Annotated in this window: 17 protein-coding genes; 12 read left to right on the top strand and 5 right to left on the bottom strand. The window is 60.1% G+C overall.

Features of this window, described 5'->3' with window-relative positions; translation table 11 throughout:
* Positions 1 to 47 precede the first annotated feature (47 nt).
* The 9 genes from H4W29_RS00085 to H4W29_RS00045 all read left to right on the top strand — a co-directional run bounded on the left by H4W29_RS00085 (position 48) and on the right by H4W29_RS00045 (position 10,808).
* A complete protein-coding gene (locus H4W29_RS00085) occupies positions 48 to 1,124 on the top strand; it encodes a BMP family ABC transporter substrate-binding protein (protein ID WP_113183045.1) in 1,077 nt (358 codons plus the stop codon).
* Positions 1,125 to 1,272: 148 nt separating this feature from the next.
* Entirely contained in the window at positions 1,273 to 2,235 is a 963-nt protein-coding gene (ytfQ, locus tag H4W29_RS00080) for a galactofuranose ABC transporter, galactofuranose-binding protein YtfQ (RefSeq protein WP_192727146.1), read from the top strand.
* Between the two features lie 120 nt (positions 2,236 to 2,355).
* Positions 2,356 to 3,879 (top strand): galactofuranose ABC transporter, ATP-binding protein YtfR, encoded by a 1,524-nt coding sequence (ytfR, locus tag H4W29_RS00075; protein ID WP_192727145.1) that lies wholly within the window; start codon positions 2,356 to 2,358, stop codon positions 3,877 to 3,879.
* The gene (locus H4W29_RS00070; RefSeq protein WP_192727144.1) at positions 3,876 to 4,886 is read left to right on the top strand and encodes an ABC transporter permease; all 1,011 of its coding nucleotides are present in this window, start codon (positions 3,876 to 3,878) and stop codon (positions 4,884 to 4,886) included. The genes ytfR and H4W29_RS00070 overlap by 4 nt, the downstream gene beginning before the upstream one ends.
* Positions 4,883 to 5,851 (top strand): galactofuranose ABC transporter, permease protein YjfF, encoded by a 969-nt coding sequence (gene yjfF, locus H4W29_RS00065; RefSeq protein WP_183729353.1) that lies wholly within the window; start codon positions 4,883 to 4,885, stop codon positions 5,849 to 5,851. Before H4W29_RS00070 ends, yjfF begins: the two co-directional genes overlap by 4 nt.
* Before the next feature lie 14 nt (positions 5,852 to 5,865).
* On the top strand, positions 5,866 to 6,639 hold the full coding sequence (locus tag H4W29_RS00060; protein WP_192727143.1) for a FadR/GntR family transcriptional regulator: 774 nt from the start codon (positions 5,866 to 5,868) through the stop codon (positions 6,637 to 6,639).
* Between the two features lie 63 nt (positions 6,640 to 6,702).
* The gene (glmU, locus tag H4W29_RS00055) at positions 6,703 to 8,064 is read left to right on the top strand and encodes a bifunctional UDP-N-acetylglucosamine diphosphorylase/glucosamine-1-phosphate N-acetyltransferase GlmU (protein ID WP_192727142.1); all 1,362 of its coding nucleotides are present in this window, start codon (positions 6,703 to 6,705) and stop codon (positions 8,062 to 8,064) included.
* A gap of 107 nt (positions 8,065 to 8,171) precedes the next feature.
* Complete coding sequence (gene glmS, locus H4W29_RS00050; protein WP_192727141.1) at positions 8,172 to 9,998, top strand: glutamine--fructose-6-phosphate transaminase (isomerizing); 1,827 nt, start codon at positions 8,172 to 8,174, stop codon at positions 9,996 to 9,998.
* A 123-nt stretch (positions 9,999 to 10,121) separates the two neighbouring features.
* On the top strand, positions 10,122 to 10,808 hold the full coding sequence (locus H4W29_RS00045; protein ID WP_192727140.1) for a DUF502 domain-containing protein: 687 nt from the start codon (positions 10,122 to 10,124) through the stop codon (positions 10,806 to 10,808).
* Positions 10,809 to 10,850: 42 nt separating this feature from the next.
* On the opposite strand, the gene recG is transcribed toward H4W29_RS00045, so the two are convergent.
* Positions 10,851 to 12,956: an ATP-dependent DNA helicase RecG gene (recG, locus tag H4W29_RS00040; RefSeq protein WP_192727139.1), complete on the bottom strand. Its 2,106-nt coding sequence runs from the start codon at positions 12,954 to 12,956 to the stop codon at positions 10,851 to 10,853.
* A gap of 95 nt (positions 12,957 to 13,051) precedes the next feature.
* Between recG and H4W29_RS00035 the strand changes: the two genes are divergently transcribed.
* Together H4W29_RS00035 and mfd are read left to right on the top strand one after the other, a co-directional pair.
* Positions 13,052 to 13,354, top strand: coding sequence for an FAD assembly factor SdhE (locus H4W29_RS00035; protein ID WP_192727138.1), 303 nt, complete (start codon positions 13,052 to 13,054; stop codon positions 13,352 to 13,354).
* Positions 13,351 to 16,857: a transcription-repair coupling factor gene (gene mfd, locus H4W29_RS00030; RefSeq protein WP_192727137.1), complete on the top strand. Its 3,507-nt coding sequence runs from the start codon at positions 13,351 to 13,353 to the stop codon at positions 16,855 to 16,857. The genes H4W29_RS00035 and mfd overlap by 4 nt, the downstream gene beginning before the upstream one ends.
* Positions 16,858 to 16,916: 59 nt before the next feature.
* Here the strand turns inward: mfd and H4W29_RS00025 are convergent, their stop codons facing one another.
* Together H4W29_RS00025 and H4W29_RS00020 are read right to left on the bottom strand one after the other, a co-directional pair.
* Positions 16,917 to 17,588 carry a DsbA family oxidoreductase gene (locus tag H4W29_RS00025; RefSeq protein ID WP_192727136.1) on the bottom strand — a complete coding sequence of 224 codons (672 nt, stop codon included), beginning with the start codon at positions 17,586 to 17,588 and terminating at the stop codon, positions 16,917 to 16,919.
* A gap of 126 nt (positions 17,589 to 17,714) precedes the next feature.
* On the bottom strand, positions 17,715 to 19,517 hold the full coding sequence (locus H4W29_RS00020) for an extracellular solute-binding protein (RefSeq protein ID WP_192727135.1): 1,803 nt from the start codon (positions 19,515 to 19,517) through the stop codon (positions 17,715 to 17,717).
* 284 nt (positions 19,518 to 19,801) lie between these two features.
* Here H4W29_RS00020 and H4W29_RS00015 point away from each other — a divergent pair, with 284 nt between their 5' ends.
* Positions 19,802 to 20,473 (top strand): invasion associated locus B family protein, encoded by a 672-nt coding sequence (locus H4W29_RS00015; RefSeq protein WP_192727134.1) that lies wholly within the window; start codon positions 19,802 to 19,804, stop codon positions 20,471 to 20,473.
* Positions 20,474 to 20,634: 161 nt separating this feature from the next.
* On the opposite strand, the gene hspQ is transcribed toward H4W29_RS00015, so the two are convergent.
* Positions 20,635 to 20,964, bottom strand: a complete 330-nt coding sequence (hspQ, locus tag H4W29_RS00010) for a heat shock protein HspQ (RefSeq protein WP_007811955.1) — start codon at positions 20,962 to 20,964, stop codon at positions 20,635 to 20,637.
* 154 nt (positions 20,965 to 21,118) lie between these two features.
* Positions 21,119 to 21,860: glutamine synthetase family protein (locus H4W29_RS00005; protein ID WP_512700525.1), on the bottom strand; the 742-nt coding region annotated here is incomplete at its 5' end.

Raw genomic sequence — 21,860 nt, 5'->3', positions numbered from 1 at the left:
GAACACGGACGGGTTTCCGGAATAACTTCAAACCAACAGGGGTCATTATGAAGAAGTTCGCACTCACACTTGCCGCATCGGCCGCAGCCGTGATCGGCATATCCTCAGCCGCCGCGGCGGCGGACAAGACGAAGGTCTGCTTCGTCTATGTCGGCGCGCACAACGACGGCGGTTATTCGCAGGCGCACGATGTCGGCCGCCAGCAGGTCCAGGCCGAATTCGGCGACAAGATCGAAACGCCCTACCTCGAAAACGTGCCGGAAGGCCCGGATGCAGAGCGTGCCATCGAGCGCCTTGCCCGCTCCGGCTGCCAGCTGATCTTCACGACGTCCTTCGGTTTCATGGACGCGACGGTCAAGGTTGCTGCCAAGTTCCCGAAGGTCAAGTTTGAGCACGGCACCGGCTACAAAGCCGGCCCTAACCTCGCGACCTACAATTCGCGCTTCTATGAAGGCCGCTATATCCTCGGCCAGATCGCCGCCAAGACCTCGAAGAATCACGGCGCTGCCTACATCGCCTCCTTCCCGATTCCGGAAGTCGTGATGGGCATCAACTCCTTCGAGCAGGGCGCAAAGTCGATCGATCCGAGCTTCAAGCTCAAGGTCATCTGGGTCAACACTTGGTTCGATCCTGGCAAGGAAGCCGACGCTGCCAAGGCCATGATCGACCAGGGCGTCGACGTGCTGACCCAGCACACCGACACGACAGCGCCGATGCAGGTGGCCGAAGAGCGTGGCATCCATGCCTTCGGTCAGGCATCGGACATGATCGCGGCCGGCCCGAAGGCCCAGCTGACCGCTATCGTCGATACCTGGGGCAACTACTACTCCAAGCGCGTTCATGCGCTTCTGGACGGCACCTGGAAGTCCGAGCAGAGCTGGGACGGCCTGAAGGATGGCATTCTCAAGATGGCGCCCTATACGAACATGCCTGACGACGTGAAGAAGATGGCTGAGGAAACCGAAGCCAAGATCAAGTCCGGCGAACTGCATCCCTTCACCGGTCCGATCAACAAGCAGGACGGCACGCCGTGGCTGAAAGCCGGCGAAAAGGCTGATGACGGCACGCTGCTCGGCATGAACTTCTACGTCGAAGGCGTGGATGACAAGCTGCCGGCGCAGTAAGCAGAGTTTGTAACTCGCAGTTGCGAAAAGGCGCTCTGAAAAGAGCGCCTTTTTTGTTGCGCTGCATGCTAAAAAGCTCATTTACAAAAGTAATACTATATGATTTTTTGACCCTGCGCCGCGAGACGCGGCATTGGGAGAGGAAATCATGAAATTGAAGACTGCACTTTTGAGTGCCACGATTCTGGCTGCCTGCATGTTCGGTTCGGCTTCGGCCGCCGGCTTGACCGTCGGCTTCTCGCAGATCGGCTCGGAATCGGGCTGGCGCGCGGCTGAAACGACAGTGACCAAGGAGCAGGCCAAGAAGCGCGGCATCGATCTGAAGTTTGCCGATGCGCAGCAGAAGCAGGAAAATCAGATCAAGGCTCTGCGCTCCTTCATTGCTCAGGGCGTCGATGCCATCCTCATTGCTCCTGTGGTCGAAACCGGCTGGGACGACGTTTTGAAGGAAGCCAAGGAAGCCAAGATTCCGGTCATCCTTCTCGACCGCACCATCAAGGCTCCTGACGATCTCTATCTGACGGCGGTTACCTCCGATCTGGTCCATGAAGGCAAAGTCGCAGGCGACTTCCTGGTCAAGACCGTCGGCGACAAGAAGTGCAATGTCGTCGAGCTGCAGGGCACGACCGGTTCGTCGCCGGCCATCGCCCGCAAAAAGGGCTTCGAAGAGGCTCTTGCCGGCCACGACAACCTCAAGATCGTTCGCAGCCAGACCGGCGACTTTACCCGCACCAAGGGCAAGGAAGTCATGGAAAGCTTCCTGAAGGCAGAGAATGGCGGCAAGGATATCTGCGCTCTCTATGCCCATAACGACGACATGGCAGTTGGCGCCATCCAGGCGATCAAGGAAGCCGGCCTGAAGCCCGGCAAGGATATCCTCGTCGTCTCCATCGACGCGGTGCCGGATATTTTCAAGGCGATGTCCGAAGGTGAAGCCAATGCCACGGTCGAGCTGACGCCGAACATGTCGGGTCCCGCCTTCGACGCGCTCGATGCCTACCTGAAGGACAAGAAGGCTCCGCCGAAGTGGATCCAGACCGAGTCCAAGCTCTACACGCCGGCCGACGACCCGATGAAGGTCTACGAAGAAAAGAAGGGTCAGGGCTACTGATTTGAACCTGGAACCGCACCGGTCCATCATGGACCGGTGCGGAACTGCCTGTGTCGGGCCGGGCGTCATGCCTGGTTTTGGCACGGGCGTAAGGCGCAATATCAGGAAACAGCAGCCCTCATGGTTCACAATTTCGAGAATATTCTCGCAGCCTCGGCCATATCGAAATTCTTCCCCGGCGCTATCGCCCTGGACAAGGTGGATTTCACGCTGCGCCGTGGCGAGGTTCACGCCTTGCTCGGCGAAAACGGCGCCGGCAAGTCGACGCTCATCAAATGCATTACCGGCGCCTATCGTCGCGACGGCGGAAGCCTGACACTGGAAGGTCTCGAGATTGATCCGGCCGATACGCTGGCCGCCCAGAAGCTCGGCATCGGCACAGTCTACCAGGAGGTCAACCTCCTCTCCAACCTCAGCGTCGCGGAAAATCTGTTTCTCGGCCGCCAGCCGAAGCGTTTTGGCATGATCGATGCCCGCACCATGAACCGGAATGCCCGTGAGCTTCTGGCAGGCTACGGTCTCGATATCGACGTCACCGCGCAGCTCGACCGATTCTCGGTTGCCGTCCAGCAGATCGTCGCGATCGCTCGCGCCGTCGATCTGTCGGGCAAGGTGCTCATTCTCGACGAGCCTACCGCCAGCCTCGATACCCACGAAGTCGAGATGCTCTTCCGCATCATGAACGACTTGAAGAAGCGCGGATTAGGTATTGTCTTCATTACCCATTTCCTCGAGCAGGTCTATGCCGTCAGTGACCGAATCACAGTGCTGCGCAACGGCCGGCTTGTCGGTACGCATGAGGCAGCCGAATTGTCGCGGCAGAACCTGATCGCCATGATGCTCGGGCGCGAACTCGCCCAAACGGAACATGCCGCCAAGGAACGCACGATTGCCGCCGGCGAGGTCAGATACGCTTTCGAGGGCTTTGGAAAACGCGGCAAGGTGAAGCCCTTCGATCTCGAGGTCCGTGTCGGCGAAGTTGTCGGCATTGCCGGACTTCTTGGCTCCGGGCGCACGGAAACCGCCGAACTCATGTTCGGCATTGAAGGCGCCGACAGCGGAGTAGCCAGGATCGATGGAGCGCCGGTGACGCTATCGAGCCCACGTGCCGCGATCGCCAAGGGCTTCGGCTTCTGCCCGGAGGATCGCAAGACGGACGGCATCATCGGCGATCTGTCGATCCGAGAGAACATAGCGCTTGCCTTGCAGGCGCGCCGAGGCTGGGCGAGGCCGCTTTCGCGCGCCGAACAGAATGCGATCGCCGACGAATACATCAAGGCGCTCGATATCCGCACGACCGACCGCGAAAAGCCTATTCGGCTTCTGTCGGGTGGCAATCAGCAGAAGGCGATCCTTGCCCGCTGGCTGGCCACAAATCCCGATTTCCTGATCCTGGACGAACCGACCCGCGGTATCGATGTCGGTGCCCATGCCGAGATCATCAAGCTGATCGAGCAACTGTGCGCCAGAGGCATGTCACTGATCGTCATTTCTTCGGAACTGGAGGAACTGGTTGCCTACAGTTCGCGCGTCATCGTGCTGCGCGACCGCGAACATATCGCTGAATTGACCGGTGAGCACGTTACCGCTGCCGGCATCGTCGACGCCATTGCTGCCGGCGACAAACGAACGGAGGATGCATGACTGCCTCGCTGAAGGCGCTGGGCTTTCGTCTTGCGCCGCAATTGATTGCGCTTTTGGTTGTTCTTCTTTTGAATTTCAGCTTCTTCCCGCAATTTCTTGATGTAATTGTTCAAAATGGCCGGCTCTACGGAAGCATCATCGATGTGCTCAATCGCGGCGCGCCCGTTGCGCTGCTGGCGATTGGCATGACACTTGTGATCGCCACCAAGGGCATCGATCTTTCGGTCGGCGCGGTCGTTGCGATTTGCGGCGCCGTTGCAGCCTCGTCGATCGTCGAAGGAAATTCGCTTGCCTACACGCTGGCACTCACTGTTGTCATCGGGCTGCTCTGCGGCTTCTGGAACGGCTTCCTCGTCGCCGTCCTCAACATCCAGCCGATCATCGCGACACTCGTTCTGATGGTCGCCGGCCGCGGGATCGCCCAGCTCATCACCGAAGGCGCCATCATGACTTTCAACGATGACGGGCTGATCTTTCTCGGCAGCGGTTCCTTCGCCTTCCTGCCCATGCCCGTCGTCATCTGGCTGATCGTCGCCCTGATGGTCATCCTGCTGGTCCGCCGCACGGCGCTCGGCATGCTGATCGAGGCTGTCGGCATCAACAGGCGCGCGAGCACGCTGTCAGGCGTACAGACACCGGTGCTGCTGATGGCGGTCTATATGCTGAGCGGCCTCTGTGCTTCCATCGCGGGCATCATCGTCGCCGCCGATATCAAGGGCGCGGACGCCAACAATGCCGGCCTCTGGCTGGAGCTCGATGCCATCCTCGCCGTCGTCGTCGGCGGCAACTCGTTGCTCGGTGGCCGCTTCAGCATCATCGGCTCGCTGGTCGGCGCAATGATCATCCAGGCAGTCAATACCGGCATTCTGCTTTCCGGCTTTCCGCCGGAGTTCAATCTCATCATCAAGGCGATCATCATCATCGTCATTCTGGTCATCCAGTCGCCGGCCATGCAATCGCTGACCGGCTTCCTGACCCGCAGGACGGACGCAGGGGGGCGCAAATGAATTCCAAATACTTGCCGCTCCTTGCGACGATCGTCATCTTCGTGCTCGCCTATGCGGTTTGCACGCTGCAGTACCCGAACATCCTGTCGACACGCGTCATCGGTAATCTGCTGACGGATAACGCCTTTCTCGGCATCGCTGCCGTCGGCATGACCTTCGTCATCATTTCCGGCGGCATCGATCTGTCGATTGGGTCCGTTATCGCCTTCACCGGCGTTTTTCTGGCAGTGATTCTGCAGAATACCAGCATTCATCCGCTGGCCGCCTTTGCGATCGTTCTCATCATCACCACGGCCTTCGGTGCCGTTATGGGCATGATCATCCATTTCCTGCAGATGCCGCCTTTCATCGTGACTCTTGCCGGGATGTTCCTGGCTCGCGGCATGGCCTATGTCCTGTCGATCGACAGCATTCCGATCAATCACGAATATTATTCGACGCTGACCAGCCTCTACTATCGGCTGCCGGGCGGCGGGCGCCTGACGCTGATCGGCGGTATCATGCTGATCGTGTTCGCAGCCGGCATCTTCATCGCGCATCGCACCCGCTTCGGGACCAATGTCTATGCGCTGGGCGGCGGCGTGCAGACGGCACAGTTGATGGGCGTTCCAGTGGCGCGCACGACGATCCAGATCTATGCCTTGTCGGGTTTTCTGGCGGGCCTATCCGGAATCGTTTTTTCCCTATACACCTCTGCAGGATATTCTCTTGCGGCGGTGGGCGTCGAATTGGATGCCATCGCAGCAGTCGTCATCGGAGGGACGCTGCTGACAGGAGGAGCGGGATTCGTGGCAGGGACCTTCATCGGTCTGCTGATCCAGGGGCTCATTCAGACTTACATCACTTTCGACGGCACGCTGTCGAGCTGGTGGACGAAAATCCTGATTGGCCTGCTGCTTTTTGCATTTATGGTAATGCAGAAGGCCATCCTTTTCCTTTCCAGTTTGAACAGGAGATATGGCTAGGAGGAGTGTCGTATTTGCGCAACAGACCGCTTGAAACCCGTAAGGCAGGGCGAAGAACCCGAACAAGCCACGCGCATGTCGTCGATGAACTCGGCCGGGGGATCGTCGCCGGCACCTATCCTGTTGGCACGATCTTGCCCGGAGATGGAGAGCTGGCGCAGCGCTTCAAGGTCTCGCGCACGGTGCTGCGTGAAACGATGAAGACGCTCGCCGCCAAGGGCATGGTCGTTGCAAAGGCGCGCGTCGGTACGCGTGTGACGGAAAAGAACTTTTGGAACATGTTCGACACCGAAATCATATCCTGGCATTTCGCCAACGGTGTGAGTGAAGAATTCCTCCTGCAGCTTTACGATATCCGCCTCGCTTTCGAACCCTTCGCTGCCGGCCTTGTGGCCGAGCGTGCAAAACCGGACGAGATCGAATGGCTGCGCGGCCTGGCGCTCGACATGGCCGCAAGTGACCACACGGCCGACAGCCTGGCACTTGCCGATTTGCGCTTCCATCTCGCCGTTTCAGAGGCGTCTCATAATCCCTTCATGCGCACGCTCGGTGGGCTCATCGAGGCGGCACTCGTCGGCATGTTCCGCATGAGTACTCCGCCATCCGAGAGTGGTTTCGCCAACATTGCTGAAACCCATATGCGCATCGTCGACGCCATTGCGGCAGGCGACGCCGCTGCGGCGCGCAGGGCGATGGAAGTTGTCATCGTCGAGGGCAGGGACCACGTCCACGAAGCCTTCTCTGCACTCTCCGAGCCCATCGTTTCCCTGCCGATTTCGTCTTTTTGAAGCGTCGCCTTGCTGCTATGAGCGGCAGAAGAGCCGCCTCGTAATGGATTCTCGGAGTCTGCCATGGAACGCACCTGCCTTGCCGTCATTCTCGCCGCCGGTGACAGCACGCGAATGAAATCCTCAAAGTCGAAGGTGCTTCATGATGTCGCCGGCCGACCGATGATCGCTCATGTCGTCGATGCCGTGGCTGCTACGGGAGTTTCCTCCGTCGCCCTCGTCGTCGGCCGGGATGCCGAGAGAGTGGCGAAGGCTGCCGATATCGGCGGCGTGACGGTCAAATCATATATCCAGGAACAGCGCCTCGGTACCGGCCACGCCGTTCTCGCCGCCCGTGAAGCAATTGCCGAAGGCTATGACGATATTCTCGTGACTTACGGCGACGTGCCGCTGCAGACCGCCGGTCCGCTGTTCGAAGCCCGCAAGGCTCTGGCCGAAGGCAGCGACATCGTTGTCATCGGGTTTCATACGGACCGTCCGACCGGCTACGGACGCCTGCTCGTCAAGGACGGCGAATTGATTGCCATCCGCGAGGAGAAGGATGCAACGGATGCCGAGCGCGCCGTCAAGTGGTGCAACAGCGGCCTCATGGCGATCAACGGCCGCAAGGCGCTCGACCTGCTGTCGCGCATCGGCAACAGCAATGCCAAGGGCGAATATTATCTGACCGATCTCGTCGAAATCGCCCGCTCGCTTGGCGGCCGCGTTACCGCCGTCGATGCGCCTGAAGTCGAGATGGCTGGCTGCAACAATCGCGCCGAACTTGCTACGATCGAACGCTTCTGGCAGGAGCGCCGCCGCCACGAGCTGATGCTCTCGGGTGTGACGATGATCGCGCCGGAAACGGTGTTCCTCTGCTACGACACCGTCATCGGCCAGGATGCGCTGATCGAACCGAATGTCGTCTTCGGCCCCGGTGCCGTCATCGATGGCGGCGCTGTCATCCATGCCTTCTCGCATATCGAAGGCGCGCACGTGAGCGAAGGCGCAACGGTCGGTCCTTTCGCCCGTCTGCGTCCGGGTGCGGATCTCTCTATTGGATCCAAGGTCGGCAATTTCTGCGAAGTCAAGAACGGCAAGATCGGGGAGGGCGCCAAGGTCAACCACCTGACCTATATCGGCGACGCCGTTATCGGCTCCGGCACAAATATCGGCGCCGGCACGATTACCTGCAACTATGACGGGGTGAACAAGTTCGAGACCGTCATCGGCAAGGATGCTTTCATCGGTTCGAATTCCTCGCTGGTCGCTCCTGTCACGATCGGCGATAGCGCCTATATCGCATCGGGCAGCGTCATCACGGCGGATGTGCCTGATGATGCGCTCGCCTTCGGTCGCGCCCGGCAGGAGATCAAGCCCGAACGCGCCAAGCTCCTGCGAGAACGGGCGCTCGCCATCAAGGCGGCGAAGAAAGCCAAAGGCTGACCTTCGTCCGTAACGTGCGGAAATCGAAAGTGACCGCTCTACCAATTGAGAAATAAGCGGGAATCGCTAGGAGTGGCCTCACTGAACAGGTCTGAGGGGAAGTTTGCATGTGCGGAATTGTGGGGATCGTCGGAAATGCGCCGGTTGCGAGCCGTCTTGTCGATGCGCTGAAGCGGTTGGAATATCGCGGTTACGATTCCGCCGGCGTCGCCACGATCCATGAAGGCGTGATGGATCGCCGTCGCGCCGAGGGCAAGCTCTTCAACCTCGAGAACCGTCTCGACAGCGAACCACTGCCGGGAACGACCGGCATCGCCCACACGCGCTGGGCAACCCATGGCGTGCCGAACGAGACCAATGCCCATCCGCATTTCGTCGAAGGTGTCGCCGTCGTCCATAACGGCATCATCGAGAATTTCTCCGAATTGCGTGACGAGCTGAGCCATGAGGGTGCTGCCTTTCAGAGCCAGACTGATACGGAAGTCGTCGCTCATCTGATGGCGAAATATCTACGTGAGGGCCATTCTCCGCGCGAAGCCATGCTGAAGATGCTGAACCGCGTCACCGGCGCCTATGCGCTGGCCGTCATGCTGAAGAACGATCCCGGCACGATCATGGCTGCCCGATCCGGCCCGCCGCTTGCTGTCGGCTATGGAAAGGGCGAAATGTTCCTGGGCTCGGATGCCATTGCGCTGTCGCCCTTTACTAATGAGATTACCTATCTCGTCGACGGCGATTGGGCCATCATCACCCGGGATGGTGCAACCGTGCTTGATTTCTCCGGCAAGGTCGTCAAGCGTCCGCGCCAGATCTCGCAGGCGACTGCCTATGTCGTCGACAAGGGCAATCACCGCCACTTCATGGAAAAGGAAATCTACGAGCAGCCGGAGGTGATCTCCCACGCGCTGAGCCACTACGTGGACTTCGCTGCTAACACGATCAGCCCGAATGCATCCGCCATCGATTTTAAGGCCGCGACCGGCCTTGCGATCTCGGCCTGCGGTACCGCCTATCTCGCCGGCCTTATCGGCAAATACTGGTTCGAGCGCTATGCGCGCCTGCCGGTCGAAATCGACGTCGCCTCTGAGTTCCGTTACCGCGAAATGCCGCTGCAGCCCTCACAGGCAGCCCTCTTCATCTCACAGTCGGGGGAGACTGCCGATACGCTGGCATCGCTGCGCTACTGCAAAGACAACGGTCTGAAGATCGGCGCCGTCGTCAACGTGCGGGAATCGACCATCGCCCGTGAATCCGATGCCGTCTTCCCGATCATGGCCGGCCCGGAAATCGGCGTTGCCTCCACCAAGGCCTTCACCTGCCAGCTTGCCGTGCTTGCCTCACTCGCGATTGGCGCTGGCCGCGCCCGCGGCACCATCAGTGCCGATGACGAGAAGGCGATGGTGCGCCACCTTGCGGAAATGCCGCGGATCATGAGCCGCGTCCTCAATCTCATCCAGCCGCAGATGGAAGGCTTGTCGCGCGAACTCTCCAAGTGCAAGGACGTGCTCTATCTCGGCCGCGGCACCAGCTTCCCGCTCGCCATGGAGGGCGCACTGAAGCTTAAGGAAATCTCCTATATCCACGCTGAAGGTTATGCCGCCGGCGAGCTGAAGCATGGACCGATCGCGTTGATCGACGAAAACATGCCCGTCATTGTCATCGCACCTTATGACCGTTTCTTCGACAAGACCGTGTCCAACATGCAGGAAGTCGCAGCCCGCGGCGGCCGCATCATCTTCATCACCGATGAAGCCGGTGCAGCTGCTTCGAAACTGCCAACCATGGCAACGATCACGCTGCCGAACGTCGATGAAATCATCTCGCCGATGATCTTCTCGCTGCCGATCCAGCTGCTTGCCTACCACACGGCGGTCTTCATGGGCACGGACGTCGACCAGCCGCGCAACCTCGCAAAATCGGTGACTGTGGAGTAAGCCCTTCAAGGCTGAAACAAGTTGTGCGACAAGGCGAATTCTGGCAATTTTGAGCCTATGGACACAGGGGGAAGGCCGGTGAACCGGCCTGTCTAAAGACTGAAACGGAGTTCATCAGAAAAGATGACCGAGAAGGCTCCCCGAGTGCCGGTCGCAATGCGGCTGAGGAATAATTTTCTCGCCGGCCTTATCATCTGCGCGCCGATCGCGATCACCATCTGGCTGACCTGGACCTTCATTCATTGGTCGGACAGCTGGGTGCGGCCCTATATCCCGGAGCGCTGGAATCCGGAAAGCTATATAAATTTCGCCATTCCCGGTTTCGGCCTGCTAACCGCGGTGATTATCATCACGATCGTTGGCTTCCTCGGCAAGAACCTCATCGGTCAGAGCATCGTCCGCTTCGGCGAATCTATCGTTCAGCGCATGCCGCTGGTGCGCACCATCTACAGAAGCGTGAAGCAGATCTTCGAAACGGTGCTGAAGGAACAGTCGAATTCCTTCAAGAAGGTCGGCCTGATCGAATATCCTGGCCCAGGCCTTTGGGCGCTCGTTTTCATCGCCACCGATGCCAAGGGTGAGATTGGCTCGAAGTTCAATGCGATGGGTGAGGATATGGTCGCGGTCTTCCTGCCGCCAACACCGGTGCCGACGGCCGGCTTTCTCATCTTCGTTCCGCGCGAGAAGATCGTCATGCTCGACATGAACCCGGAGGATGCCGCCAAATTCCTGATATCAGGCGGCCTCGTCGCCCCGGAACATTTGCCGGTCCTGCGTCCCAAGCCGAAGGCGATATCCAAGGTCGACTAGAGCTTTCCTGGTCAGAATGCCGCAATCTGACCAAGAAAGGCTCTAACCGGCTCTGAGGAACCGGATCGCTTCGTCTCGACGGAAGAGATAGAGCAAGGTGCGTACTGCCTCGCCGCGCTCGCTCGTCAGTTCCGGATCGCGCTCGATCAGATAGGCCGCGTCCTTGCGGGCGATCTCCAGGAGGTCGGCATGCGCCTCGAGACTGGCGATACGAAAGCCCGGCGTACCTGACTGGCGCGTCCCGAGAACTTCGCCTTCGCCGCGCAGCTTCAGATCCTCTTCCGCAATCCGGAAGCCGTCTTCCGTTTCGCGCATGATGGAGAGCCGCGCATGGCCCGTTTCCCCGAGGGGACCTTTATAGAGCAGGATGCAGGTTGAGGCCTCGTCGCCCCGTCCGACACGTCCGCGAAGCTGGTGCAGCTGCGCCAGTCCGAAGCGCTCGGCATGTTCGATCACCATGATCGTCGCATCCGGCACGTCGACGCCGACTTCGACGACGGTCGTCGCCACCAGCAGCCGCAATTCACCGCTCTTGAAAGCCAGCATCACGGCATCCTTCTCAGGCCCGCTCATGCGCCCATGGATAAGGCCAATGCCGGGGCCGAGCGCCGAGACAAGCGTCGCATGTCGCTCTTCTGCTGACATCAGGTCGACTTCTTCGGATTCCTCGACCAACGGGCAGATCCAGTAGGCTTTCTTGCCTTCCATCAACGCGCTCTTCAGCCGGCCGACGATCTCGCCGGTCCGCTCGGTCGGAACGGTGATCGTCTGGATCGGTTTGCGGCCAGCCGGTTTCTCCGTCAGCTTCGAGACGTCCATGTCGCCGAAGGCTGCCAGCACCAGCGTGCGCGGGATCGGCGTCGCCGTCATGACCAGCATATGCGGCGAGATTCCCTTTGCCGTCAGCCGCAAGCGCTGGTGCACGCCGAAACGATGCTGCTCGTCGACAACAGCCAGCATCAGGTTCTTGTAATTGACGCTGTCCTGGAAGAGGGCATGCGTGCCGATGATGATCTGCGCTTCGCCCGACGCAATGCGCTCAAGTATATCTTCCCGCTCGCGGCCTTTGGTGCGGCCTGTCAGCACTTCGACGCCGAGATCGGCGGCGGCTGCGAATTTCGAGATCGTCGCATGATGCTGGCGGGCCAGAATTTCCGTCGGCGCCATCAGCACAGCCTGTCCGCCGCTCTCGATGACGGCGGCCATCGACAGCAGCGCGACCAGCGTCTTGCCGGAGCCGACATCGCCTTGCAGCAGCCGCAGCATGCGCTCCGTGCCGGCCATGTCCTTCAGGACGTCGGCAATGGCCTCCGTCTGGCTGCGTGTTGGCGAAAAGGGAAGATTTTGCAATATTTTGCCGCTGATTTCTCCAGTGGCATGTACGGGTTGCCCAGCCACTTTGCGCAGCCTCTGGCGCACCAGCGATAGCGATAGCTGACCGGCCAGAAACTCGTCATAGGCAAGCCGGCGGCGGGCAGGAGCTTGCGGATCGATGTCGGACGGATCCCGCGGCTCGTGCAGCATGTGAAAGCTGTCGCGGATCGACGGCAGGCCCTGCTTCTGCGCCAGCGAAAGATCGATCCATTCCGGCAGCTCCGGCATGCGCGGCAGAGCAGCCTCTATGATCTTGCGCAGCGTCTTCGGTGAAAGCCCCGCCGTCAACGGATAGATCGGCTCGACCAGCGGCAGGTTCTCGGCTTCGCTCGCCTTGACGATATAGTCGGGGTGGACCATGGAGGGGCGGCCGTTAAACCAATCGACCTTGCCGCTGACGGTCACTTCTTCATCAATCGGCAGCTGTTTTTCCAGCCATGCGGCCTGGCCGCGGAAGAAGACGAGCGTCAGCTCGCCGGTTTCGTCATGCAGAAAGACCCGGTAGGGGACATTGCGATTGCCGCGCGGCGGCGCCTGATGCCGGTCGACACGCGCAGTGATGGTTACGATTGCGCCTTGCGGCGCGCGGGCAATCCCTGGCTGGTTGCGGCGGTCGATCAGCGAGTAAGGGGCGTGGAACAGCAGGTCGATGACACGACAATCGTCAGGCGTCTCGCGTCCGAACAGCTTGACGAAGAGCTCCGAGATCTTCGGGCCGACGCCAGGAAGGCCCGAAACGGGAGAAAACAGCGGATCGAGAATAGCGGGGCGCATGGGCGCCAAAATGCGATGAACAATAGGGCCTTGGCAAGGCTGACAAGCCGCTTTCGACGGTCTATAGAGGCGCATCAACAAAGAAGGTGAATGCCATGACAGGTGTAACGCTCACGAGCGCCGGTCTTGACCCGCGCCGCCGCCGGATTCTTTTCCGTTGCTGGCATCGCGGTATCAGAGAGATGGATCTTGTCTTCGGCCAGTTCGCTGAAAACGAACTTCCCACCATGAGCGAAGCCGAGCTCGACGAGTTCGAGACGATCATGGCCGAGGAGGACAATGATCTCGTGCGCTGGATCATGGGAACCTGGCCGACGCCCGAGCACTTACAGACGCCCATGTTTGCCCGCATCGCCGCCTATAAGCCCGATTTTGACACGCCCCGGATACCTGAATGATCCCTGGTTTTGACGCCAAGAAGCTTGCAGCCGCCGCGGAGCCGCTGACGATCGGCAACGTGCCTGCGGGCATGGAACCGCTGCTGCTTGCGGAGCTCGCCCGCAACGGCGAACCCGTTGCCTATGTGCTGTCGGACGGTCATCGCATGGCCGACCTGGAGCAGATGCTGGGCTTCGTCGCGCCCGATATCCCGGTCCTGACACTGCCAGCCTGGGATTGTCTTCCCTATGACCGTGTCTCGCCGAGCGCCGATACCTCGGCACGCCGTCTGGCAGCGCTCTCGGGCCTGATCGCCCATCGCAAGAAGCCGCATGCGGCAATCGTGTTGGTGACGGCCAATGCGATGCTGCAGAAAGTGGCACCGCAGGACATCATCGAAAGCCTGACCTTCTCGGCGCGCCCTGGCAACCAGGTGCGCATGGAGGATATTGCCGGTCGGTTGGAGCGCAACGGCTTCGAGCGTGTGGCAACCGTGCGCGAGGTCGGCGAATATGCCGTGCGCGGCGGCATCCTCGATGTCTTCGTGCCCGGTTCGGAAGAACCGGTTCGCCTGGATTTCTTCGGCGATACGCTGGAGAGCATCCGCAGCTTCGATCCGGCCAGCCAGCGCACGATCGGCCAGGTGCGTTCCCTCGATCTCAATCCGATGAGCGAAGTGACGCTGACGCCGGATACGATCAGCCGTTTCCGCAAGAACTACCTCTCCACCTTCGGCGCCGCCACGCGCGACGACGCGCTCTACCTCGCCGTATCGGAGGGCCGCCGCTATCCCGGCATGGAGCACTGGCTGCCGCTTTTCTACGAGAAGCTGGATACGGTGTTTGATTACCTCTCCGGTTTCCGCATCGTCACCGATCACACGGTGCGTGAGGCGGCCGAAGAACGGTCCAAGCTCGTTTACGACTATTATGACGCACGCCTGAATTCCGGCCAGCCGGGCAAAGGCCAGATGGCCCAGGGCACGCCCTATAAGCCAGTCTCGCCTGGGCAGCTGTACCTCGACAGCAAGACCTTCGTGCGCACGCTCGATGCGATAAACGCCATCCGTGTGTCGCCCTTCAACGAGCACGAAGGCGAGGCGCGCCGCGTTGTCAATCTCGATGCGCGCCAGGGCCAGCGCTGGGCGCGTTCCAATGCCGAAGGTGGCGGTGAATCCGAGCGCGTCAATGTTTTCGACGTCGTCGTCAAGCACATTGCCGACAAACGCGCCGGCGGTGCGAAGATCATCATCACCGCCTGGACCGAGGGTTCGCTCGAACGCCTGCTGCAGGTGCTGAACGAACACGGCCTCGAACGCGTGAAGCCGATTACGACGCTGAAGGATGTCTCCGGCCTTGCGAAGGGTGAGGCGGCAGCAGCCGTTCTCAGCCTCGAATCCGGTTTCGAGACCGGTGATCTCATCGTCATCGGCGAGCAGGATATTCTCGGCGACCGTATGGTGCGCCGCTCCCGCCGCAGGAAGCGTGCGGCAGACTTCATCTCCGAAGTCGCCGGGCTGGACGAAGGATCGATCGTCGTCCACGCCGAACATGGCATCGGCCGTTTCGTCGGCCTTCGCACTATCGAGGCGGCCGGTGCGCCGCATGCTTGTCTCGAGCTGCAATATGCTGATGAGGCAAAACTCTTCCTGCCGGTCGAAAACATCGATCTCTTGTCACGCTTCGGTGGCGAGGGCACGGAAGTACAGCTCGACAAGCTCGGCGGCGGCGCATGGCAGATGCGCAAGGCCAAGCTCAAGCGTCGCCTCTTGGATATGGCCGACGCGCTGATCCGCATCGCCGCCGAGCGCCTGACGCGCCACGCGCCCGTGCTGACGACGCCGGAAGGGCTCTATGACGAGTTCGCCGCCCGTTTCCCCTATGATGAAACGGAAGATCAGGAAAACGCCATCGAGGCCGTGCGCGGAGATCTCGGCGCCGGCCGCCCGATGGATCGCTTGGTCTGCGGCGACGTCGGCTTCGGCAAGACGGAAGTGGCGCTGCGCGCCGCCTTCGTCGCTGCGATGAACGGCGTGCAGGTCGCCGTCGTCGTGCCGACGACGCTGCTCTCCCGTCAACATTTCAAGACTTTCTCCGAGCGGTTCCGTGGTCTGCCGATCCGCATCCAGCAGGCCTCGCGCCTCGTCGGCTCCAAGGAGCTGGCGCTCACCAAGAAGGAGGTGGCCGACGGCAAGACCGACATCGTCGTCGGCACCCATGCGCTGCTCGGCGCCGGCATCAGCTTCGCCAATCTCGGTCTGTTGATCATCGACGAAGAGCAGCATTTTGGTGTCAAGCACAAGGAGCGGCTGAAGGAGCTGAAGAGCGACGTACACGTGCTGACGCTTTCGGCAACGCCGATCCCGCGTACGCTGCAGCTCGCCATGACCGGGGTACGCGAGCTTTCGCTCATCACCACGCCGCCGGTCGACCGTATGGCGGTGCGCACCTTCATTTCGCCCTTCGACAGCCTCGTCATCCGCGAGACACTGATGCGCGAGCACTATCGCGGCGGCCAGAGCTTCTATGTCTGCCCGCGCCTTGCCGATCTGGAGGATGTCCACGCCTTCCTGCAGTCCGACGTGCCTGAACTGAAGGTTGCCGTGGCCCACGGTCAGATGCCGGCCGGCGAACTGGAGGACATCATGAATGCCTTCTACGAAGGCCGTTACGATGTGCTGCTCTCGACCACCATCGTCGAATCCGGCCTCGACGTGCCGACGGCCAATACATTGATCGTCCATCGCGCCGATATGTTCGGCCTCGCCCAGCTCTACCAGTTGCGCGGCCGTGTCGGCCGCTCGAAGGTGCGCGCTTTCGCGCTCTTCACGCTGCCGGTCAACAAGGTTCTGACCGCAACGGCCGAGCGCCGCCTCAAGGTGCTGCAGTCGCTGGATACGCTCGGCGCAGGCTTCCAGCTTGCAAGCCATGACCTCGATATACGCGGCGCCGGCAACTTGCTCGGCGAGGAGCAGTCCGGCCATATCAAGGAAGTCGGTTTCGAGCTTTACCAGCAGATGCTGGAAGAGGCGGTCGCCGAGGTGAAGGGTGTCGACGAGATCCAGGATAGCGGCTGGTCGCCGCAGATATCCGTCGGTACGACCGTGATGATCCCGGAAGGTTACGTGCCCGACCTGCACCTGCGCATGGCGCTTTACCGCCGCCTCGGCGAACTCACCGATCTCAAGGAGATCGATGGCTTCGGTGCCGAGATGATCGACCGCTTCGGCCCGATGCCGGTGGAGGTCCAACACCTGCTGAAGATCGTCTATATCAAGTCGCTCTGCCGCACGGCCAATGTCGAGAAGCTCGATGCCGGCCCCAAGGGCGTCGTCGTACAGTTCCGCAACAAGGAATTCCCGAACCCGGCCAATCTCGTCGGTTATATCGGCAAGCAGGGCGCGATGGCGAAGATCCGTTCTGACCACAGCCTCTTCCTGACCCGCGATCTGCCGACCCCCGAAAAGCGCCTGCAGGGTGCAGCCGTCATCATGACGCAGCTTGCGGAACTGGCCAAAAATTAAGGGCAGCCCGGTCAAACCGGACTGCCCTCACTCTCGTCCTTTATCGCCGATCGTCGGAGTCAGTTCATCCCGGCGCGCGCTTCGGACTTTGCCTTGGCGATTTCGCGTAGCGCTCCCGCCAACACGTCGGGCGTTTGTGCGCCACTTACGGCATACTGCTGGTCGAAGATGAAGAACGGCACGCCGTTGACACCCATGCGCTGCGCTGCGTCGATTTCCGAGAGAATAACGCTGCTGTCCGCATCGGAAGCGAGCAGGGCAGCAATAACGGAGCGCTGCAGGCCTGCCTCCTCGGCGATGTCGAGTAGCACTTCATGATCGCCGACATTGCGGCCTTCCTCGAAATTGGCCTTGAACAGCGCCGCGACCACGGCCTCCTGCTTCTGCCGGTCCTCGACGACGGCCCAGTGGATCAGGCGGTGCGCGTCGAGTGTGTTCGGCCCAATCTTGATGGCTTCGAAATTGAAGTTGATGCCGACTTCACGGCCGTAGTTGGTCAGCATCTTGTGCGCCTCGGCGACGCGTTCGGAGCCACCGAGTTTCTGCTCCAGCATCTTCTTCTGGTCGACGCCTTCGGGCGGATAATCCGGGTTGAGGCGATAGGGGCGCCAGTTGATATCGACGCCGATTTCATCCTGCACCTCGGCGATCGCCAACTCCAGCCGCGCCTTGCCGAGATAGCACCAGGGACAGACGACATCGGAGACAACGTCGATGGTGATGCGTTCCATTCTGATTCCTTATTCTGCCATCCCTCAGTGACGGTTGGCTCGATCGCATAGAAGATGTTTTCGACGATCTTTAGAGGAAGGCCGAGGCAAGAGAAAGGAAATAGAGCGCCACGCTCGATGATGTGATTATTGCGCGCTCGTATCCCACCACGTCTGCAATTGATAGCCATAGAGCGGCACCGCATCCGGATGACCGATGCGCTTGTTGCGGGCAACCCATTGCTGATCGATATGGTAGAGCGGCAGCACATAGTGATTGGAGAGCAGCAGCCGGTCATAGGAGCGGACGGACGCCGTGAAATCCTCTGTCGAGCGCGAGCGCAGCAGATGATCGATCAGCGTATCGAGATTGGGGTCGTTGGCCCCGGCAAAACTGTCCGTCCCTTCACGCGTGCGCGCCGCCGACGACCAGCGGCCAAGCTGTTCGTTACCGGGTGACAGCGACGAGGTATAGGCCTTCATGATCATGTCGTAGTCGAAGCTGTTCGTGCGGCTCTGATACTGCGAATCGTCGACGGTGCGGATCGATGCGGCGACGCCGATCGTCTGCAGCGAACGCTGGTAGGCGACGGCGAGTTTTTCCTGATCGGGATTTTGCGTCATGATCTCGAAGGCAAGCTGCTTGCCGCTCGCATCCGCCATCTTGCCGCCCTGGATCGTGTAGCCCCCCTGTTTCAGGAAGTCGACGGCCTGCTTCAGCACCTTGCGGTCGCGTCCCGAGCCATCGGTCACCGGCAGCTTGTAGCTGCCGTCAAGGATGGCGGGGTCGATCTGGTCCTTGATCGGTCCGAGCAGCGCCAGTTCACGCGGATCGGCCGGTACCCCGAAACTCGAGAGATCGGAATTCTGCCAGAAGCTTTGCGTGCGCTTGTAAGCGCCCGAATAGAGGTTCTTGTTGGCCCATTCGAAATCGAAGACCAGCGACAGGCCCTCGCGTATCTTGATATCGCTAAAGATCGGCCGCCGCGTGTTGAAGACGAAACCGAGCATGCCGCTCGGCAGTTTTGGCTTGAACACATCCTTCACGACTGCGCCCGACGTTGCGGCCGGGAAATCATAGGCATTGGCCCAATGCCCCGGATTGCCTTCCAGGTAGATGTCGACGTCGCCTTTCTTGAAGGCCTCGAAAAGCGTCGTATCCTGCAGGAAATACTGCACGGTGAGTTGGTCGTAATTGTCCATGCCGACCTTGGCCGGAATATCCTTGCCCCAATAGTTCGGGTCGCGCTCGTAGGTGATGCTTTCGCCCGGCTTCAGGCTCTTGATCTTGTAGGGACCGGAGCCGATGGGCGGCGTGAGCGTGCTGCGGTCGAAACTATCAAGGTCGATCGCATGTTTCGGCAGGATCGGAAACAGGCCGAAGATCATCGGCGTTTCACGGTCTGCCTTGTCGTTGAAGGTGAAGCGTACGCTGTGGTCGCCGACCTTTTCCATCTTCGAAACGAGATTGAGACGGGTGGAGAAGGGCACGCGCCCTTTGTCGCGCAACAATTCGAAGGAAAAGATCACGTCTTCGGGCGTGACCGGCTGCCCGTCCGACCACTTGGCTTTCGGATTGAGATTGAACTGGATGAAGGTGCGGTCTTCATCCCATTCCACCGTTTCCGCCAGCAGGCCGTAGAGTGTGAAGGGCTCGTCGCTCGAACGCTGCAGCATGGATTCGTAGACGAGGTTGCCGAATTGCGGATCCCACATGCCGCGCGCCGTTGTGCGCATGCTTTTCAGGATAAAGGGATTTAGGCTGTCGAAAGTGCCGACCACGCCATAGGTGATTTTCCCGCCCTTCTTCACGTCGGGATTGACGTAAGGGAAGTGCTTGTAGTCGGCAGGCAGCGCCGGCGCACCGTGCATGGCAATTCCATGCACGGGCTCCGCGGCAGCGGCGCCACTGATCAGCGTGAAAGCGGCGAGAAGGGCGATCCGAAGCATTCTGAAATTCCTTGATGCGTGGCGACGGGCACGATTCGCCGGCAGGGTAACATGGGAGCGCTCAATTCCAACCGCACCCGCTGTTTTCTTTACCTATGTGCCAAAATGCCCGCGAAATTGCCAAAGAAATGCTGGATATCTTCAACAGCGCGATGTAACACGTGACCCGAAGTTTTGGGGTCATGCATTTGCCTTAATTTTTTAAGAGGTGGAGTGCCGAACGACCCGGTGGTTGGGGCGGCCGAACGTAGCCCCGCAACGGATATCAGGAGACGGAATTCGTTATGATGTTCAAGTCTGAAAAGAAAATGCGGGCAGCACTGTCCGTTATGGCAGTGATCTTCGGTGCCTCGGCTCCGGTTTCGTCCTTCGCACAGGACGCAGCCGCTCAAGCTCCGGCAGCGTCGGCTGACGCCCCCGCACAGGCCGTCGGTGCACCGCGCCTCGGCTGGTACAAGACCTGCAGCAAGCAGGAAGACAACGACATCTGCGTTGTTCAGAACCTGGTTCTCGCCAATGGCGGCCAGCTGGTTACGGCTGTCGGCCTGATCTCGGTCTCCGGCAAGATCAACCGCAAGATCCTTCAGGTTTCGGTTCCCGCCGCACGCCTGATCCCCCCGGGCATTGCAATGCAGATCGATGGCGGCAAGGGCCAGAAGCTCGATTACGCCGTTTGCCTGCCCGACAAGTGCACGGCTGAAATCCCGCTCACGGACGCCATGATCGCAAGCCTCAAGAAGGGCAGCGACGTGGTCTTCACCTCGATCAACTTCCGCCGTGCTGCAAACCCGATCAAGGTTTCGCTCGAAGGCTTCACGGGCGCCTATGACGGCGAACCGGTTTCCGAATCGAAGCTCGCCGAAAGCCAGCGCAGCCTGCAGGACAGCATGCAGAAGAAGGCTGAAGAAGCCCGCAAGAAGCTGGAAGATGCCCAGAAGGCAGCCAAGGCCCAGTAATCGGGGCTTGCAGAAATTCACGAAAAACCCGGCTTCAGGCCGGGTTTTTTGTTGTTAAAACATGTCGCGCAAAAGTGCGCGGCGGTTTTGAGACAACGACATGCGAGAAAAGAAAAGGCCCCGACATGCGGGGCCTTGTTATGGAGGTCATGCGATCCGACTTAGTGGGCGAAGCTCATCTTGGGTTTGAACTGGCCCGTCGGGCCGCGGTCGAAGATCTGTTCGACCTGCGGATTGCGAAGTGGCGTGTCGCTCTCGTCGCTCACCAGGTTCTGCTCGGAAACATAGGCGACATATTCGCTGTCATCGTTTTCGGCAAGCAGATGGTAGAACGGCTGGTCCTTGCTTGGGCGGACTTCCGCGGGAATGGAGTTCCACCATTCTTCCGTATTCGCGAACTCCGGATCAACGTCGAAGATGACGCCGCGAAACGGAAAAACCTTGTGCCGGACCACTTCGCCTATACTAAACTTTGCAACTCTTTCTTTCATGGTACGACTTCCTTTCTCACCTGATTTGGTGATCGGTCCCCCGCAAATCAAGATTTTTACGGGATTTCGTCACATGACTGTCATGTCTGCTCAATCGCTTTCATGACCTCCGGATCGAAAAGGCCCCGGCGAACCGGGGCTCTCAGTCTTTGTCTTATGCCGAGTAGTACATGTCGTATTCGACCGGATGCGGCGTCATTTCGAAGCGCATCACCTCGGCCATCTTCAGTTCGATGAAGGCATCGATCTGATCGTCGTCGAAGACGCCGCCGGCTGTCAGGAACTTGCGGTCCTTGTCCAGGCTTTCGAGCGCTTCGCGCAGAGAACCGCAAACGGTCGGGATCTTCTTCAGCTCCTTCGGCGGCAGGTCGTAGAGGTCCTTGTCCATCGCCTTGCCGGGATGGATCTTGTTCTTGATGCCGTCGAGGCCTGCCATCAGCATTGCAGCGAAGGCGAGGTAGGGGTTGGCGGTCGGATCCGGGAAGCGGACTTCGACGCGCTTGGCCTTCGGGTTGGAGCCGAACGGGATGCGGCAGGAGGCCGAGCGGTTGCGGGCGGAATAGGCGAGCAGTACCGGAGCTTCATAACCCGGGACGAGACGCTTGTAAGAGTTCGTCGACGGGTTGGTGAAGGCGTTGATCGCCTTGGCATGCTTGATGATGCCGCCGATATAGTAGAGGCAGGTTTCGGAGAGACCTGCATATTCGTCGCCGGCGAAGGTCGGCTTGCCGCCCTTCCAGATCGACTGGTGCACGTGCATGCCCGAGCCGTTGTCGCCGAAGATCGGCTTCGGCATGAAGGTTGCCGTCTTGCCATAGGCATTGGCGACCTGATGAACGACGTACTTGTAGATCTGCATCTTGTCGGCGTTGCGAACGAGCGTGTCGAACTTGATG

Origin of the sequence: Rhizobium viscosum (assembly GCF_014873945.1) — a bacterium.
GTDB classification, from domain to species: Bacteria; Pseudomonadota; Alphaproteobacteria; order Rhizobiales; family Rhizobiaceae; genus Rhizobium; species Rhizobium viscosum.
Note: the sequence above shows the minus strand (reverse complement) of the source record. Positions and strands in the feature narration are given on the sequence as shown.